The organism is Pseudomonas sp. NFACC45, assembly GCF_900113505.1.
GTDB classification, from domain to species: domain Bacteria; phylum Pseudomonadota; class Gammaproteobacteria; order Pseudomonadales; family Pseudomonadaceae; genus Aquipseudomonas; species Aquipseudomonas tehranensis.
Genome location: NZ_FOPO01000010.1, coordinates 17,544 through 33,388, shown reverse-complemented (window position 1 = coordinate 33,388; position 15,845 = coordinate 17,544). Strand labels below are relative to the sequence as shown.

Sequence of the window (15,845 nt, the reverse complement as noted above, 5' to 3'; positions counted from 1 at the left end):
TGAATGGCAGCAAATGAGGCCGCGAGCTTACCATGTCGGGTGGCGAATTTGATTCAGCGGGGCGGTCTTAGCGTCGATCATGCTTGCATCTATCGCGACCGATCAGTACAAAACGCCCTGAGCCGGAAGGGGCAGCTTTACATCGACCCAACCATACCGGCAAATGCCGACACCTGAGGAAGTACCTGAATGAAAAAGTGGCAATGTATTGTCTGCGGCCTGATCTACGATGAAGCCCTTGGTTGGCCGGATGATGGCATCGCGCCCGGCACTGCCTGGCAAGACGTACCCGAAGACTGGCTCTGCCCGGACTGCGGCGTGGGTAAATCGGATTTCGAAATGATCGCTATCTGATCGTTTCCTGCATGGAGAGCTACATGGAGAGCAACATGAGTGCACCTGTCGTCATCGTCGGTACGGGCCTTGCCGGTTACAACCTGGCCCGGGAGTTTCGCAAACTCGACAGCGAAACCCCGCTGCTGCTGATCAGCGCCGATGACGGCCGCTCCTACTCCAAGCCGATGCTCTCCACAGGCTTTGGTAAAAACAAAGACGCCGACGGCCTGAGCATGGCCGAGCCGGGCGCCATGGCCGAGCAACTGAACGCCCAAGTGCGCACCCACACCCGCATCAGCGGCATCGATCCAGGCCACAAACGCTTGTGGATCGGCGAAGAAACGGTGAACTACCGCGACCTGATCCTGGCCTGGGGCGCAGAAACCGTGCGCGTGCCGGTGCAGGGTGATGCCTCGGACCTGATCTTCCCCATTAACGATCTGGAAGACTACGCACGCTTTCGCGCAGCGGCCGCCGGCAAGCGCCGGGTGCTGTTGCTCGGTGCCGGGCTGATCGGCTGCGAATTCGCCAACGACCTGATCCTGGGCGGTTACGAAGTCGAGCTGGTCGCGCCGTGCGAGCAAGTTATGCCGACCCTGCTGCACCCTGCAGCCGCCGCTGCGGTACAGGCCGGGCTGGAAAGCCTCGGCGCGCGTTTCCACCTGGGGCCGGTGCTCAATCGCCTGCAACGGGTGGCCGACGGGCTGGAGGCGCATCTGTCCGACGGCCAGGTGATCGCCTGCGACCTAGTGGTCTCGGCCATCGGCCTGCGCCCCCGCATCGACCTGGCCGCCGCTGCCGGCCTGGTGGTCAATCGCGGCGTGGTGGTCGACCGCCACCTGAAAACCTCCCACGCCAACATCTACGCCCTGGGCGACTGCGCCGAAGTCGACGGCCTGAACCTGCTGTACGTCATGCCGCTGATGAGCTGCGCCCGTGCCCTGGCCCAAACCCTGGCCGGCAACCCGACCGCCGTACGCTACGGTGCCATGCCGATTACCGTGAAAACCCCAGTGTGCCCACTGGTGGTTTCGCCACCGCCACGGGGCAGCGAAGGCGTGTGGAGTGTCGAAGGGCAAGGCAGCGACATCAAGGCCCTGTGCCGCGACGCCCACGGCAATCTGCTGGGCTATGCCCTGACAGGCGCGGCGGTGATGGAGAAACTGGCGCTGAACAAAGAGCTTCCAGCGCTGCTGGCGTAAACGCCAGTCCTTCTGTCGCAAATACCCTGCTTTCGGCGCGACAAAGGCCACCCTGACACTGGCGTCGCCTGCGGCCCCGTGCCATCCTCACTCCCGTCTGCCGCAGAGTAGAGCCTGCGGCGCCTTAGGGGCTGTTCCCATGAGTACAGCCCAGACATAACAACAAAAAAACCGTCAAAAGGGGCTTCATTCATGCGTAAACCAGAACTCGCCGCCGCCATCGCGGAAAAGGCCGACCTCACTAAAGAGCAAGCCAACCGCGTCCTCAACGCCGTTCTCGAAGAAATCACCGGCGCCCTGCACCGCAAAGACAGCGTCACCCTGGTAGGCTTCGGCACCTTCCTGCAGCGCCACCGCGGCGCGCGTACCGGCAAAAACCCACAGACCGGTGAGCCGGTGAAAATCAAGGCCAGCAACACGGTCGCCTTCAAGCCGGGCAAAATGTTGAAGGCCAGCGTCAATCCATAATCGCCGCGGGTTCCCCGGTTAGGGGACAAACGGTAGAAAAAAAGGGCATGCCGATTGAGTCGGATGCCCTTTTTTTATGGCTTTGTCCCGAACATCGAAGGCCCCAAACCGCCAATGTGGGAGCGAGCCTGCTCGCGAGGGCCGCCTGTTGGTTGTAGTGAGGAGATTTATCTTCGCTCGGCGGCGCAGCCCAGATTAACGCCCGTATACCTTCTGCAACTGCGCCTCTGTCAGCGCATCCTCGAACGGCACCGGCACTGATTTCACCGCGCCGTAGAGGTTGCGATAACGCCAGTAACTGCCGTCGTGGGCCAATTGATAACCGCGTTCGACCACGCGCTGACCATCGAGCACATAACGCAAGGTTTCCTGGGCGGCTGGCGGTGGGGTCGGCAGCATCAGGTCAGTGGTCAGCACGCGCATCGACTCATCGATGCACTCGTCCAGCACCGCCGTGACTTGCGTCAGATCCAGGCTGCCATCGTCGATGCAGCGTTTGCCGCAGCGCCGAATCGGCTGGCTGGTGACTTCAATGCGCATGCGGTACAGCGCCGAACCGGCAATATCCTGAACCTGCACCTGATTGATCAGCACGAAACTACCGCGATCGGGAGTGAGCATCAGTTTAGGTTCGACCAGCAGGCGCGCGGTCACGGGCCCTGCTCCCTGCTTGAGGCCGGCCGCCAGCGAAGCCTGCTGGAAACGCTGTTGCAAACGCTCTTGCAACGGCACGCCAGCCAACAGGTCGGCCAGCGGGCGCGACTCCTTGGCGGCGGCGGTTTCCGCATCCCGCTGCAAGCTGCCGCTGCCCATCTGAGTATTGATCAGGCTGGCGACCAGCAAACCGGCAAGCCCGGCAGAGTTGCCGGAACTGGCGATCAGATTATGGCTCGACGACGCGGCCTGCTGCGCGGCCTTGGCGTCGACCACAGTGCTGGCCCCCACAAAGGCCGGCGGCAGTTGTACATCCACTTTGAGCCCATGGGCCTGGACGTAGGTCACCGCATCTTGCGACTTGAAACCGGCCGGCGGCGCAGGCTTTTGCGCACAACCGGCCAGCACCAGCAGGGCCAGCGTGCCGGCCGCGATCAGCGCCCGTTTCATTGTTCGAACGGGGTGATCATCTGCTGGCGGCTGGTATCCATCGCCTGATAGAACGCGTTGGTCAAATTGGCGTAGTTAGGCTCGTCCCACTCACCCTGAGCGGCCTGCACGACGGCAAAAGGTTTGAACCACAGCAGCTTGTTGTCGGCCAGATCAACCACCATGCCTTGCCCGCCCACCTGCGCCATCGGCACGCTGGTCGGCACGACGCTGTAATAGCTGCGAGTGGCGCCGGTAGCCAGAATGTTGACCAACAACAGGCGATCCACCCCGTAAGTCGCCTTCAGCGGCGTCAGGTCGCGGACCGTGTAGCCTTCGCGGAAACTGACTTCCTTATAGACCTTCAGGTCCACCGGCTCGTCGATACGCTTGGCCTTGTAACCCTTGGCCTGCAACTTGGCGACAATGGCATCCGGCAGCGTGTTGAGGTCGTTGACTTGCCATTTCTCGACATTGTCGCTGAGCGAACTGTTAACGCCCTTGTTGATAGCCAAATCCAGAAGGCCCTGATTGCCGGTCAGCGCCAGCACAGGCTCGGGCACTACGGTAATTGCCACACCGATGGTTGGCTCCTTGGCATCCCAGAACTGATGGTCCAGCGGTACGGGAGGTTGAACGTGGGCGCAGCCGGTGAGCGTGAGGCAGGCGAGTAACGTCAGTGCAGCGAGGGTGCGGAAGGTGTGAAAAGACATGCATCAAGTCCTTATGATTTAAAAACGATGCTGCCTGTGTCGGCAGCATCGGGCAGGACTATAGTGGCAGATTGATATATTTTTTTCAGCTGGGCTACAGGATGCTCGGGAGGAAATTGCAAATTTTGAAGCCGCGTGGATGTTAATCCCTGCGTGTCTATAGGACGCATACGGGCTTGTGCGGTTTGTTCCGACGGGCAGTAGCGGCCGATTCTGTTGAAAAAGTCGATCATGGTTTCCACGGCAGAGAAGTACGCGTCCGAGATTGAAATCGTTACTTTTGGCAGAGGTTTCCAGACGCAGATTTCACGCAGCAGCGTGCAAAAATGGCATTCTCACTAGGCAATGGCCAGGCAGTTTTGGATAACCGACTTTTTCAACAGAATCGGCCAGAAGCAGACGTTCGTCAGCAGCCATATGGTCGAAGATGAGAGTTTCGAACAGTCAGTTTCCATCGAGTCATTTCGGATGGCTTAAAGAAAGGGCGATGATTCGTAGGTACTGGTCTATGCTTGCTTTCGGAGCGGATAGAGGTAGGAATTTCAGGACACCCTGCAGCTAGAAATGCAGAAAGTAAATTGCAAACCGAATATTTACTATTGTGAGAACAATAAATAGGCTGAAGATGTAACGCTAGGAGAAGTTGCTATGCTGATAGGAAGCATCGTCGCAACCGAGTCGAGTTATTCAGCTGCTAGCGCACGAAAAATTAAAAAAGAACGAAAAGAAAAACTATCCATTTACTTAGCAAAAAATCCGAAAATTGCAGACTTCGATCTATTGAAGCTAGAAAATACTAATCCGCCAATTGAGCTTGATATTTCCGGATTAGAAGCGGCAATATTATATATAAAAAAGGAACCTCCAAAGCACTCGCCACCATGGACTCAACTGTTCACATCTAGACCTGAAGTTCCTTTTGATGCCTTTGGAAGCAGCAGTAGCGTTGGAGCCGTTCTTTGCATCACAGTGCATCAGAATAAATTTCTACTAACATTTGGTACAGGCTTTCATCTTTTACAAGAAGAGGCAATTGAACGCGATTTTGGATTGCGCGTTACCTTGAACTCGGTTGATCCAGACAAGCTTAGAAGCTTAGACAAATCAAGTTACGATCATAATCCTCTAAACTCACGCACTCAGAGCACTAAGGAGGTTGATATATTCGATCTGCATATAGATTCTGACTTGGAGATGCTGTACGCCGTCACTGGCATTTCAACCGTTGAGCTATTCGGATCTCACGTTACTGGGAGAGACGCACTAACAGTAATCACTAGTACAGAGCTAAATGAACTAGAAAAAATTCTTGGGGAAGCGCTCAACAGGTATAAGCAGAAACTTCCAGATAGCTTTGAATGGGTGGACAATGTAAATAAGGTTAGAGATCACGATGATATCAATATTCTCGATCTCGAATTAGAAAAAATACTTTGTGGTCCAGACTTGTCCTGCTTATGGCTTGGGGAACCAGAAATTGTAGACTGGGAAGAACAGATCGGCTACTCATTTGATTTGTACGCGCGCAGTGAACGACACGCAGTACTTGAGCTGCCACAACTTCTATCGTACCTAAATAGTAAATCGCTACCAATTTCTGTTGAAAGTCTTAAACACACCTCAATCCACGTGAATGACTCACAGTATCATGCTATTAAAAGCTGGAGCGCTTACAAGTGTCTATACGCTGAACTCAAGTATGGCGCTGATCAATTTATCCTGCGAAGTTCGACTTGGTACAAAGTTAATAGTGATTTCCTAACAGCTGTCGACGCGAGCTTATCAAGCCTTGAGGCGTACAAGTATTGCTTCCCAATTTACAATGAGGATAGAGAAGAAGATTACAATCAGGCTTTAATCAGTGATCCATCATTCGAGTTGCTTGACAAGAAAAATATTAAGATAGGGGGGGCGTATGACAAGCTAGAGCTTTGTGATTTAGTTCGAAATGGAAAGGATTTAATCCACGTTAAATATTATAGAAGCTCAAGCACGTTAAGTCATTTATTCTCACAAGGTTGCGTGTCGGCCGAAGCATTCGTTAGGGATGTTGAGTTTAGAAAAAAGCTTAACACCAAACTTCCACAGTCAATACAGTTGGCAGACCCCCTTCCGCGTCCAGATCCCGCAAGCTATAAAATAGTTTACGCTATTGCAACTACAAAGAAACTTCCTCTAGAGTTACCTTTTTTTTCAAAAGTCACTTTGAAAAATGCCCTCAAAGTTCTTCGGGGATTGAACTACTCAGTTGAAATTATTGCGATTGATATTGATCCAATCCTTAAGATAAGAAAAAAATACAAACCAAAACAATAATTCTAAGGGCCCGAATATGGCGGAATAAAACCTACACATCTCAAATGTTAAGCTCAGGGTCCGAGTAGTAACCCGAGATTAGCTGGGTTCGTATTATGGAACGCTGACGTTATCTGCCTGTGGCCGTTTCTGGCCAACAGCCGTCGCGTCAGCGGCAACTATCCGCCAAGGCAGCCGGAGGGGACATTGCCTCCATACCTCCTCTCTCGAAGAGCCCGCGGGTGGTTCACCTAAACGTCCCTCCGCCATATAAAATCGGCGATACGGATTAACTGATAGCATCTACAGACGTGCAGTGTTGTGAGGTTTGATGGGATCACCGAATTGAATTTCTCTATCAGTCTAATATTACAACCACTCAAATCCAAGAGCTAGTTCAAGCAATTAGACTCGAATCATATAACCGAGAATCTTAATCGGGCAAAAAATCAGTGAAGTGATCGCACTCAATTTTAGGCGGGGACACCATCGGGACGATATATCTTGTAATTCCTTGAAAGGTGTATGGGCGAAAAGTTGAGACAAACTCAGTCAGTACACCTCTTAGTGCAGCGCTTGCTTGTATCTTACGAGCGAGGGCCTCTGGGTTATCGATGCTTGACCTGATATTAGTTGGATCACAGACCAACCATAATGATAAGTTTTTTAAGGTGTAATCAAAGTCCAAAAAAATGTGTTTAAAGTCCTCAGTTAAAAATCTTGAGAACATGGTGTCGAATTTTTCTACGATGTCGGATTTTCTAATATGTTTGAGCGGAGATGACTTGAGCTCCGCTATATACATAAATATCTCTTCATTGTTTTTTACAATGACGACTCCATCTGGCGATTTAGGTGGAGTAGCAAAAGCCTGGGTATTGTAAAATGCGTCGGGCTTCAATACTGCTACGCGCTCATAGTCTATATCGCCATCAGCACCGGTCAAGGTTTCGCCAAAAGATACCTTGATGCCTTCCTCTTCCAAGCTGCCTGCACTTATTCCAAACGCCAATGGGTCTTGATTAATATGGTTGATCATTTCAAAACTCGATATTGGAAAACAGTTCCATTTTTTCGTTTAGGAGTTTTTCAGAGGCGTCAACAAAATTTTGATCATCCAATCCAAATTCATTTATATCAAGTGACACGCCGATCGTCCCTTCATCGGTCTCTTCAAATATGTCACACTTTACGTTGTCTGCAGCCAGTGTTTTCGAAATGACAATATTGCTAAGTTTATTAAACACGTAATTACTATGGGAGGTCATAATAATTTTCACACCAAAACTAGAAAGCTCGGCGTAGATTTCGGTCATTTTTATTTGATTTTCCGGATGAAGATGCGCTTCCGGTTCTTCTATTATTAAAATTGGTGTGGCTTCTCTTTCCTTGAGTGAAGTACTGGTTAGGGCTGCAGCCACTGCTTTGTCTTGCACGGGCTCTGCTGAAAGTATATAACGAATGTAAGCTACGATGGGTCCAATCTCGGATACCATAGAGGATGTCGCGGATAACTCTAAGCGCAAATCTGTATTGTCGGGAATGTAATAAAGTTTTTTGGTGTTGGACTCAAAAACAATTCTCCCCTTCAGAATGTCGGCTTCAATTTTCTTTGCGATTTTTTCGTGAAAACATTCAGGATTGTAAATGTAAGCTTTTTCGTTGATCTCGGTGAGTTTCAAATAATACTCACTAAGCTGCCATGAAATCCCAGGCAATTCTATTTTCGAATTTAAGAATGTACGTTTTTTTGAAAGTTCTGCAATGATGGCGCCAAATGAGGATAACGCCTGATATAGACCTGACCTGGAGGCAGGAAGGTAATAAATATTCGAAATTTCAGCGGCGGGCACGACGATTGAAGCAAAGGCCTGAGCAATACTAGACATCCGTATTTCTTTGATGCTCGTAGTCGGATCATTGGACTTTCTGTGATAAACCACAGTTTTAGCAATCTTTCGTTTCGTTTCTGCAGGCGCTACCGATATCACCTTCAAGGTGTAAGTCAGCGAAGTTGTTTTGAAACCTTCTCCATCATTTGTAAGAGTAAATTTTATTCCAGGAAGCTCAAAGTGTATTGAGCAGGGTGACTTTTTATTGCGCTGATTTAATATAGATTTAAATCCTGCATAAGAACTTTCAATTTTTTCATTGAAAGCAGCAGCTATAGTTTTGTCAAAAGTCGCTCTTGCGGACTCCTCAAAAAACCTCTTGACATCCAAATCTTGCGAAGAATCGTCTTTAAGTTTTTTCTTATATGTCTTTTCTAAAGACTCATTAAACTCAAAGTCCGAGTCTATTAGCTCGATTTGAGAAAATACACTAATCATCAAAGCGCGACTTTCCAATAGCGAGCATATCGCCAAATAATAAGCAGTTAATGCGTATGATTTGCCGATATTATTAGTGCCAACGATTAGATGCATTGGGCACTTTAAGTCAAATACGAAATTTTTGACTGGGCCAAAATTTCTAATTTCAATTTTCATTACGTTCCCTGCACCGAAATTACATCGCGTCTTGTGTAAAAAGTCTGCCATTCTTCAGATCATATCAAAAATTTTCGGAACTCGTGCCAGCTAAAAATGAATTGGCCGATGTTAGTCTTAACCGTTTACCCCTGCTAAACGTGCTGGCCTCGCGAAGGACTCCTTGCTGTCATCCACCGACGCGACTATCCGCCATGCTGCTAGAGGCGGGCTCGATCTGCATTGCAACGGTGCACTGGCCTCGAATTCACCTTCGGCAAAGGGTTAGGTTCGAATTTCACCAATCACTGGAAAAGCCCCAGCACAATCCAAATTATCATTCCTATGATGGACTGTTTCTGGCAGATAGCAGGCGAGGGTCAATAGTCAGTATTAGGGCCGCTTGCTTGTTGTCCGTACGTGATGCATCGAAACGAAAGCGCAGTCCCGAGTTATTGCCGAATGCGCATGGGTATCAGAGATAAGCTAGCTAGATAGCGCAGCCCAGTGATGAAACACGCTCGCGAGGAAAGCTGCGGTCAGATGCAAATACATCAAACCCGACGCAAAACGTCGGGTTTGATATCGCATGGTTTGCTAACGCGGATCAACGTTATCCAGCACCCGGTTCGCCAGCAACGAACTCAGTTCAATCAACTGCTGAATGCCAAGGGCAAAGTGACGTCGCGAGCCTTCCAGCTCGAAGGCCAGATCGCTGACCATCGCATCCGCCGAAGCCAGGGTTTCGCTGAGGTTGGCTAGCAGGGATTCGTTGTCGATGTCTTTCACGACGGTGAACAGCTGGCCCGGTTTGGTGGCGTCTTTGGGCTTCGTCTGTTTTGGCAACAGATAGAAATCCAGGGCGCGCTTGGCGGCTTCGTCGTGTTTTTTGGCTTTGGATTTGGGGGATGGGGCAGTGTGATCTGTTTCGGGGGGATTCGGAGTAGGTTTGAACATTGGGACTTCCTTATTAATAGGGCCGCAACCTTCTCGCTACTAAACGAATTGGTGGCAGCTGTGCGCAAGTTAGTAGACCGGTGAAGTCACCAAACCGGCGCGCCCGAAGGCGCCATGCGCACAGCCACCATCGAGTGCAGGCGAATGCCTGACTGGATGAGACTCATGCAACCGTAGTGACAGTCCGGGCTACTAAACCCGACCACTGATGGGCAGTGGCAGGGAAAACGATAGAGCCCGGAGACAAGGCGCACAAGCGGGCGAATTCTGGCGTAGTTGTAGGCAAAGGCGCAAGGATGCGTAGCTTGGCACAAGCGCGACAATCGGGCCGTAGGCGCGGTCTGAAGGATGCCTGCAATTTGTGGGAGAGGACTTACCAAAACGTCGCCTCAACACTGGGCGCTGCACCGGTCATCCCGTTTGCGCATCAAATCCAGCTTGAACTCCCCCGTTTCTCATGGGCATGCAGCGCATAAAATTGGTGAATTTTAATTGGAGGGCAGCCGTTTACCTTCAACCCAAGCTCTAGACGCCCGCATGGAGCGCGAACTCAATGCACCGCGCAATTTGCCCAAGCGTTGCTGGGCGGCGTTGCGCGTGGCGCTGACGTTTGATCCGGGGCAGCGCCGCATAACTGCGGCGCAGTTGCGTGACGCCTTGGGTGCTGAGGCGTCCTGGTGGTGAATCGGTTGCGAGCAATGATCATGAGCGTGCCGGCCATGCATCTTGTGGCCGGCAAGCCCTGTGCATTCCCTTAGCTTCGGCTCTGCTGGAAGCTCCACTCCTCAGCCCGAACCAGTTGGCAGAACGGCCCTTCAAGCGTTGCATTGTGATGAGCAACGATGTCCTTGGCTTTCATCACTGGGGTGTCTGAACAGGTATGGCCTTCGGCGATAAGTACCGCGTCGAAGCCAAGATCACGAGCAGCACGGCAGGTGCTGTCGACGCAGTATTGAGTTTTCATGCCAGTGATCACCACGCCGGTAGCCCCGCGAGACCGTAAATTGTCCGCCAGGTCGGTCATTTCGAAGGCGTTGGGCCGCCGTTTTTCGAATACCACCTCTCCGCCCAGAAGCTTCAGTTCCTGCGCAACCATCGTCAACGGGCTGCCTGGTCCGATTGGAGATCCCTCGGGCCCGATGTGGCGCGCGAGAAAAATCGGAGCGCCAGCGCTGCGTGCCTTGTCCATCAGGGTATTCACTGTTGCCAACAACTCTTCGCAGCGCCATGGTTTTTCCGGGCCGTGAACAAGCCCGACTTGGATATCGAGTATCAACAGGGCGTACATGGGTGCATCTCCTTGCGTTTGAGCCAGCGACACAAGGGCGTAAAAAAAGGCCCTGTCCATCGCTGGCGGGCCTTTGAAGTTCGTCTGCTATTGGCTCACGACACCTCGCACGCTCCGCTTTCAGCGGTCGTGGTGGTGGTAGTCGAGGTGAGGCAATAATGGGTCATAGCTCGACACTAGCACACAAAGCCCAAAAAAAAACGGCGCTTCCCCACTCAAGGAGAAGCGCCATCTTTTTACGTGAACAGCATTGCGCCGGATGGCGGGGTTGCCTATCAGGCCGTTGCAGGCCGCAGCGAGTAGGTCTTGAGCTGGTCCGCGAAGTCGCGCAGGGACTGGATGCCGCTGGCCTCGGCTTCGTGAATCCATTCCTTGATGGCCGCGAGCATGTCGTGGCCGTTGCTGCTGGTCTTGGCCCAGATTTGCTGCAAGGCCAGGCGTTTTTCGTAGATCACCTTCAACGCCTGACTGTGTTCCAACATGCTCTGGATGCGCGCGTGGTGGCGTTCATCCAGCAGGCTGGTTTCCCGCGATAGCAGGCGTTTGGCCCGGTGGAACTGGTGGCGGACCGAGTGATCGACTTTTTCCAGTTCCTGCTTGACCAGCGGCGCGATGACCAGCCTGCGGTACTGGGCCATGATCTGGAAACGGTTGTTGAGGATCGCCATGGCGGTGTCCATGTCCAGATGCCCCTTGCCCTCGACACGGTGGGCGATCGGCGCGACGCGCTGGACCTTGGCCAGGCGCAGGAAACTGAATACCTGGATCCAGGCCCAGCCCAGGTCGAACTCCCATTTGCGTACCGACAGCTTGGCCGAATTGGGGTAGGTATGGTGATTGTTGTGCAGTTCTTCGCCACCGATCAGGATGCCCCAGGGCACCAGGTTGGTCGCCGCGTCGCGGCATTCGAAGTTGCGGTAGCCCACGGCATGCCCCAGGCCATTGACCACGCCGGCGGCCCAGACCGGAATCCACATCATCTGGATGGCCCAGATGGTGATGCCGATAGTGCCGAACAGCAGCAGGTCGATGACGCCCATGATCGCCACGCCCAGTATCGGGAAGCGGCTGTAAAGGTTGCGCTCGATCCAGTCATCAGGGCAGTTCTTGCCGTAGATGCGCAGGGTTTCGGGGTTTTCCGCTTCGGCGCGATACAGTTCGGCACCTTTGCGCAGCACGGTGGACAGGCCTTTGATCACCGGGCTGTGGGGATCATCGACGGTTTCGCATTTGGCGTGGTGCTTACGGTGGATAGCGGTCCACTCGCGGGTGTTCTGCGCCGTGGTCAACCACAGCCAGAAGCGGAAGAAATGTTTGAGGCCGGCGTTGAGCTCCAGGGAGCGATGAGCCGAATAACGGTGCAGATAGACCGTGACGCCAATGATCGTGACATGGGTCATCAGCAGGGTGACTGCCACCAGTGACCAGGGCGACAAGCCAAGAAAACCTTCGTACCACATAGGCTATAGGGCCCTCGATAAAGATAGAAACAGCCGTTGCATTATCACCTGCCGTACAGATAAAACCAGTCGGCCTTTCAGATAACAGTGGCAGGATGTTTCTTACTCTATAATTCCCGCCTCTTTGTGGGGACATGGATGACCTGATGACCATTTATCACCGTAGCGCCATGCGTGGAGCACTGCTTTATCTCGTGCTGTCGGTCGTCTGGCTGCAGCTGGTTGGTTATTTACTGAGCAGCTTTTTCGATCAATCCGCCGATCAGCTTCGCTGGCAGTTGATCAACGGGTATGCCTGGGTCCTGGTCAGCGCCGGCTTGGTTTTCCTGGCGGGTGTGCGGATATCCCGGCTTTTCGGAAAAGGCGAACAGCGTGCCGACGGCGAACGTTTGCGCCAGGCCGCCGCCGTCTTCGATTGCACGCGCGAAGGGGTGTTGGTGACGGACCCGAACGGCCTGATCGTGCACGTCAATCGTGCCTTCATGGCGATTACAGGGTATGCCCGGGAGGAAGTGCTGGGCCGGCGGCCCAACCTGTTCAAATCTGGCCGTCACGGGGCGGATTTTTACCAGGAGATGTTTGCGTCCCTGGGCAGCCTTGGCGAGTGGAGCGGCGAGATCTGGAACCGGCGAAAAAGCGGTGAGATCTATCCGCAATGGCAGACGATCCGCGTCATTCGCGACGATAACGGTCAGGTGAGCCATTACGTCGCGGTGTTTTCGGACATCAGCGCCATCAAGGATTCTGAGCACGAACTGGCGTACCTGGCCCACCACGATCCGCTGACCGGTCTGCCCAATCGCCTGCTGTTTTCCGATCGCGCCGAGCAGGCCCTGGCGTCGTCGCAGTTGCACAAACGCGGCTGCGCCTTGTTGCTGGTGGACCTGGACCACTTCAAGAACATCAACGACAGCCTGGGGCATCACGTTGGCGATCAATTGCTCAAGAGCGTGGCCGAGCGATTCCGGGGGCTGTTTGCGCCGGGCGTGACCTTGGCCCGGCTGGGGGGCGACGAGTTTGCGGTGCTGGTGGAAAATTGCTCGCAGCCGGCGCAGGCGGCGGTGCTGGCCCAGCGCATTATCGATGCTCTCAAAGAGCCGGTGAGTCTCGAAAACCAGCTCTTGTTCATCAATGCCAGTGTGGGCATCAGCCTGTTTCCCGGGGATGCCCTCAGCGCGGGGCAACTGCTGCGCAATGCAGATTCCGCGCTGTTCAAGGCTAAAAGTGCCGGGCGCGATGGCTACGCCCTGTATACCGAAGAACTCACCGCTCATGCCCAACAACGGGTCGAGATCGCCTTCGAACTGCGACGCGCGCTCCAGCAGCAGGAGCTGCGGGTTCATTACCAGCCGGTACACGATCTGGCGACCAGCCGCCTGATCGGTGTCGAGGCTTTGGTGCGCTGGGAACATCCCGAGCGCGGGCTGGTTTCGCCGGCCGAGTTCATTCCCATCGCCGAGCGCACCGGGCTGATCGCCCAAATCGATGCCTGGGTCATGGAGCAGGCCTGTCGACAGATGCGTCAATGGCAGGAGGCCGGGGTGGCGTTATCGTTTGTCGCGGTCAACGTTTCCAGTCGGCTGTTCGCCCGTCGCGAGTTGTACGAACAGGTCGCGCGGGTACTGCACGTTTCAGGCCTGGACCCGGCCTGTCTGGAACTGGAAGTGACCGAAAGCGCGGTGATGGACGATCCGGAAGTGGCCCTGGAGCAAATGCACCGTCTGCGGGAATTGGGGGTGCGACTGGCTATCGATGATTTCGGTACCGGTTATTCGTCGCTGCTGCGACTCAAACGCCTGCCCGTCCAGAAGCTCAAGATTGATCAGGGCTTTGTTGCCGGGTTGCCGTGGGATGAAGACGACGCAGCGATTGTCCAGGTCATCATCGCCCTGGCCCGCAGCATGGGCATGCAAGTGCAAGCCGAAGGCATCGAGCAGCGCGAGCAGGCCGCGTTCCTGCTGAAACACGCCTGTGGGATGGGGCAGGGCTACTGGTTCGGGCGTCCTGTTGCCGCGCAGCAGCTGGATTGGGCGCACGCGCCCGCCATCAATTAATAGCCTTTGCACATCGGCAACTTGTGTTTTTGGTTATATAAAAATTCTTAAATAGTCTTTTTAAGAATATCTAAGCCTCTCTAGTATCGCTCCTACGCCACAAACGGTGCCGCCCACTTCCAGGCATTCAAGGAGCAATAGCATGAGCGCATCTCTACGCAGCGTTGACGGTCAGGACGAAGCAACCCTGTTGCGCGAGATCCTGAATGCCTTGCGGGACCTTCGTTTTGGCGCGGTGGAAATCACCGTCCACAACGCGCAAGTCGTCCAGATCGAGCGCAAGGAAAAATTCCGGTTGCAGCAGCCGAGCCACAAACCGGGTTGAAGACCAACACTTCACAGCCATAAAAAACCGGAATTCCAGGAGTTTTCACCATGCCGTCCATTCGCCGTTATGCCTTGGCTGTGTTGGCCAGTGCTGTTTTTGCAGGGTCCGCCTTTGCCAAGGATTACGAGTTGCTCAACGTGTCCTACGACCCTACCCGCGAGCTGTATCAGGATTACAACGCCGAATTCGTCAGTTTCTGGAGCAAAGCACACCCGGATGACACCGTGAAGATCCAACAGTCCCACGGCGGCTCGGGCAAGCAAGGCCGGGCGGTGATCGATGGTCTGCGGGCCGACGTGGTGACTCTGGCCCTGGCCGGCGACATCGATGAAATCGCCAGGCTGGGCAGGTCCTTGCCAGTGGACTGGCAAAAGCGTCTTCCCGAAGCGAGCACACCGTACACCTCGACCATCGTGTTCCTGGTGCGCAAGGGCAATCCCAAGGGCATCAAAGACTGGGGTGACCTGATCAAGGAGGACGTGTCGGTCATCACGCCGAACCCGAAGACTTCCGGTGGCGCTCGCTGGAACTTCCTCGCGGCCTGGGCCTATGGCCTCAAGGCTAACGGTGGTGACGAAGCCAAGGCCAAGCAATACGTGCAAGCGCTGTTCAAGCACGTGCCGATCCTCGACACCGGCGCCCGGGGTTCGACCATTACCTTCGTCAACAACGGTCAGGGCGACGTACTGCTGGCCTGGGAAAACGAAGCTTTCCTGGCATTGAAGGAAGACGGTGGCGCGGACAAGTTCGACATCGTCGTGCCGTCGTTGTCGATCCTCGCCGAACCGCCGGTGGCAGTGGTGGACAAGAACGCCGGGAAAAAGGGCAACGCCGAGATCGCCGAAGCCTACCTCAAACACTTGTACAGCCCGGCTGGACAAGAGATCGCGGCGAAAAACTTTTATCGCCCGCGGGACAAAGACGTTGCCGCCAAGTATTCCCGGCAGTTCCCTGAGCTGGAATTGGTGACCATCGACAAGGACTTCGGCGGCTGGAAAACCGCCCAACCGAAGTTCTTCAACGATGGCGGCGTGTTCGATCAGATTTATCAGGCGCAGTGAGCTGATAGAGCCTCATCCATGTGGGAGCGGGCTTGCTCGCGAAGGCGGCTGGACAGTCAGTGTTGATGTTGCCTGACACACCGCTTTCGCGAGCAAGCCCGCTCCCACAGGTTGCGCACCCTGCGAGTTTTC

At 54.0% G+C, this 15,845-nt stretch carries 14 protein-coding genes and 1 pseudogene; 8 read left to right on the top strand and 7 right to left on the bottom strand.

Going from position 1 to position 15,845, the window contains the following annotated elements; genetic code table 11:
• Window positions 1-189: 189 nt before the first annotated feature.
• The 3 genes from BM132_RS18715 (at window position 190) to BM132_RS18705 (ending at window position 2,006) form a co-directional block, all read left to right on the top strand.
• Entirely contained in the window at window positions 190-354 is a 165-nt protein-coding gene (locus BM132_RS18715) for a rubredoxin (protein ID WP_047226732.1), read from the top strand.
• 35 nt (window positions 355-389) lie between these two features.
• Window positions 390-1,538, top strand: a complete 1,149-nt coding sequence (locus BM132_RS18710) for an NAD(P)/FAD-dependent oxidoreductase (protein ID WP_092458137.1) — start codon at window positions 390-392, stop codon at window positions 1,536-1,538.
• Window positions 1,539-1,730: 192 nt separating this feature from the next.
• Window positions 1,731-2,006 carry an HU family DNA-binding protein gene (locus BM132_RS18705; protein ID WP_047226733.1) on the top strand — a complete coding sequence of 92 codons (276 nt, stop codon included), beginning with the start codon at window positions 1,731-1,733 and terminating at the stop codon, window positions 2,004-2,006.
• 195 nt (window positions 2,007-2,201) lie between these two features.
• Here the strand turns inward: BM132_RS18705 and BM132_RS18700 are convergent, their stop codons facing one another.
• Entirely contained in the window at window positions 2,202-3,110 is a 909-nt protein-coding gene (locus tag BM132_RS18700; protein ID WP_092457692.1) for a hypothetical protein, read from the bottom strand.
• Complete coding sequence (locus BM132_RS18695) at window positions 3,107-3,802, bottom strand: hypothetical protein (RefSeq protein ID WP_092399448.1); 696 nt, start codon at window positions 3,800-3,802, stop codon at window positions 3,107-3,109. The genes BM132_RS18700 and BM132_RS18695 overlap by 4 nt, the downstream gene beginning before the upstream one ends.
• 648 nt (window positions 3,803-4,450) lie before the next feature.
• On the opposite strand from BM132_RS18695, the gene BM132_RS18690 reads away from it, so the two are divergent.
• Window positions 4,451-6,118 carry a TIGR04141 family sporadically distributed protein gene (locus BM132_RS18690; protein WP_092457689.1) on the top strand — a complete coding sequence of 556 codons (1,668 nt, stop codon included), beginning with the start codon at window positions 4,451-4,453 and terminating at the stop codon, window positions 6,116-6,118.
• A gap of 412 nt (window positions 6,119-6,530) precedes the next feature.
• Here the strand turns inward: BM132_RS18690 and BM132_RS18685 are convergent, their stop codons facing one another.
• The 3 genes from BM132_RS18685 to BM132_RS18675 form a co-directional block, all read right to left on the bottom strand.
• Complete coding sequence (locus BM132_RS18685; RefSeq protein WP_092457686.1) at window positions 6,531-7,136, bottom strand: hypothetical protein; 606 nt, start codon at window positions 7,134-7,136, stop codon at window positions 6,531-6,533.
• 1 nt (window position 7,137) lies between these two features.
• Window positions 7,138-8,586, bottom strand: coding sequence for an AAA family ATPase (locus tag BM132_RS18680; RefSeq protein WP_177218190.1), 1,449 nt, complete (start codon window positions 8,584-8,586; stop codon window positions 7,138-7,140).
• 576 nt (window positions 8,587-9,162) lie between these two features.
• A complete protein-coding gene (locus BM132_RS18675) occupies window positions 9,163-9,522 on the bottom strand; it encodes a DUF6124 family protein (protein ID WP_092457680.1) in 360 nt (119 codons plus the stop codon).
• A 504-nt stretch (window positions 9,523-10,026) separates the two neighbouring features.
• On the opposite strand from BM132_RS18675, the pseudogene BM132_RS18670 reads away from it, so the two are divergent.
• A pseudogene (locus tag BM132_RS18670) lies at window positions 10,027-10,206 on the top strand (serine/threonine protein kinase); the annotation flags it as partial.
• Window positions 10,207-10,276: 70 nt separating this feature from the next.
• Here the strand turns inward: BM132_RS18670 and BM132_RS18665 are convergent.
• Window positions 10,277-10,810 carry a cysteine hydrolase family protein gene (locus tag BM132_RS18665; protein ID WP_092457675.1) on the bottom strand — a complete coding sequence of 178 codons (534 nt, stop codon included), beginning with the start codon at window positions 10,808-10,810 and terminating at the stop codon, window positions 10,277-10,279.
• A gap of 275 nt (window positions 10,811-11,085) precedes the next feature.
• On the bottom strand, window positions 11,086-12,270 hold the full coding sequence (gene desA / locus BM132_RS18660; protein ID WP_092399407.1) for a delta-9 fatty acid desaturase DesA: 1,185 nt from the start codon (window positions 12,268-12,270) through the stop codon (window positions 11,086-11,088).
• A gap of 146 nt (window positions 12,271-12,416) precedes the next feature.
• Here desA and dibA point away from each other — a divergent pair, with 146 nt between their 5' ends.
• The 3 genes from dibA to BM132_RS18645 all read left to right on the top strand — a co-directional run bounded on the left by dibA (window position 12,417) and on the right by BM132_RS18645 (window position 15,713).
• Window positions 12,417-14,324 carry a phosphodiesterase DibA gene (gene dibA / locus BM132_RS18655; protein ID WP_092457672.1) on the top strand — a complete coding sequence of 636 codons (1,908 nt, stop codon included), beginning with the start codon at window positions 12,417-12,419 and terminating at the stop codon, window positions 14,322-14,324.
• 142 nt (window positions 14,325-14,466) lie between these two features.
• Entirely contained in the window at window positions 14,467-14,649 is a 183-nt protein-coding gene (gene oscA / locus BM132_RS18650) for a sulfur starvation response protein OscA (RefSeq protein WP_047230313.1), read from the top strand.
• A 50-nt stretch (window positions 14,650-14,699) separates the two neighbouring features.
• Entirely contained in the window at window positions 14,700-15,713 is a 1,014-nt protein-coding gene (locus tag BM132_RS18645) for a sulfate ABC transporter substrate-binding protein (protein ID WP_092457669.1), read from the top strand.
• The last annotated feature ends 132 nt before the right edge of the window (window positions 15,714-15,845 follow it).

What these genes read in the sequence shown, in the direction of transcription:
- BM132_RS18710 (WP_092458137.1), top strand. Translation starts at nt 390, where the DNA reads ATGAGTGCACCTGTCGTCATCGTCGGTACGGGCCTTGCCGGTTACAAC.
- BM132_RS18685 (WP_092457686.1), bottom strand. Translation starts at nt 7,136, where the DNA reads ATGATCAACCATATTAATCAAGACCCATTGGCGTTTGGAATAAGTGCA.
- desA (WP_092399407.1), bottom strand. Translation starts at nt 12,270, where the DNA reads ATGTGGTACGAAGGTTTTCTTGGCTTGTCGCCCTGGTCACTGGTGGCA.
- BM132_RS18680 (WP_177218190.1), bottom strand. Translation starts at nt 8,586, where the DNA reads ATGAAAATTGAAATTAGAAATTTTGGCCCAGTCAAAAATTTCGTATTT.
- BM132_RS18700 (WP_092457692.1), bottom strand. Translation starts at nt 3,110, where the DNA reads ATGAAACGGGCGCTGATCGCGGCCGGCACGCTGGCCCTGCTGGTGCTG.
- BM132_RS18715 (WP_047226732.1), top strand. Translation starts at nt 190, where the DNA reads ATGAAAAAGTGGCAATGTATTGTCTGCGGCCTGATCTACGATGAAGCC.
- BM132_RS18690 (WP_092457689.1), top strand. Translation starts at nt 4,451, where the DNA reads ATGCTGATAGGAAGCATCGTCGCAACCGAGTCGAGTTATTCAGCTGCT.
- BM132_RS18705 (WP_047226733.1), top strand. Translation starts at nt 1,731, where the DNA reads ATGCGTAAACCAGAACTCGCCGCCGCCATCGCGGAAAAGGCCGACCTC.
- BM132_RS18645 (WP_092457669.1), top strand. Translation starts at nt 14,700, where the DNA reads ATGCCGTCCATTCGCCGTTATGCCTTGGCTGTGTTGGCCAGTGCTGTT.
- dibA (WP_092457672.1), top strand. Translation starts at nt 12,417, where the DNA reads ATGACCATTTATCACCGTAGCGCCATGCGTGGAGCACTGCTTTATCTC.
- BM132_RS18665 (WP_092457675.1), bottom strand. Translation starts at nt 10,810, where the DNA reads ATGTACGCCCTGTTGATACTCGATATCCAAGTCGGGCTTGTTCACGGC.
- oscA (WP_047230313.1), top strand. Translation starts at nt 14,467, where the DNA reads ATGAGCGCATCTCTACGCAGCGTTGACGGTCAGGACGAAGCAACCCTG.
- BM132_RS18695 (WP_092399448.1), bottom strand. Translation starts at nt 3,802, where the DNA reads ATGTCTTTTCACACCTTCCGCACCCTCGCTGCACTGACGTTACTCGCC.
- BM132_RS18675 (WP_092457680.1), bottom strand. Translation starts at nt 9,522, where the DNA reads ATGTTCAAACCTACTCCGAATCCCCCCGAAACAGATCACACTGCCCCA.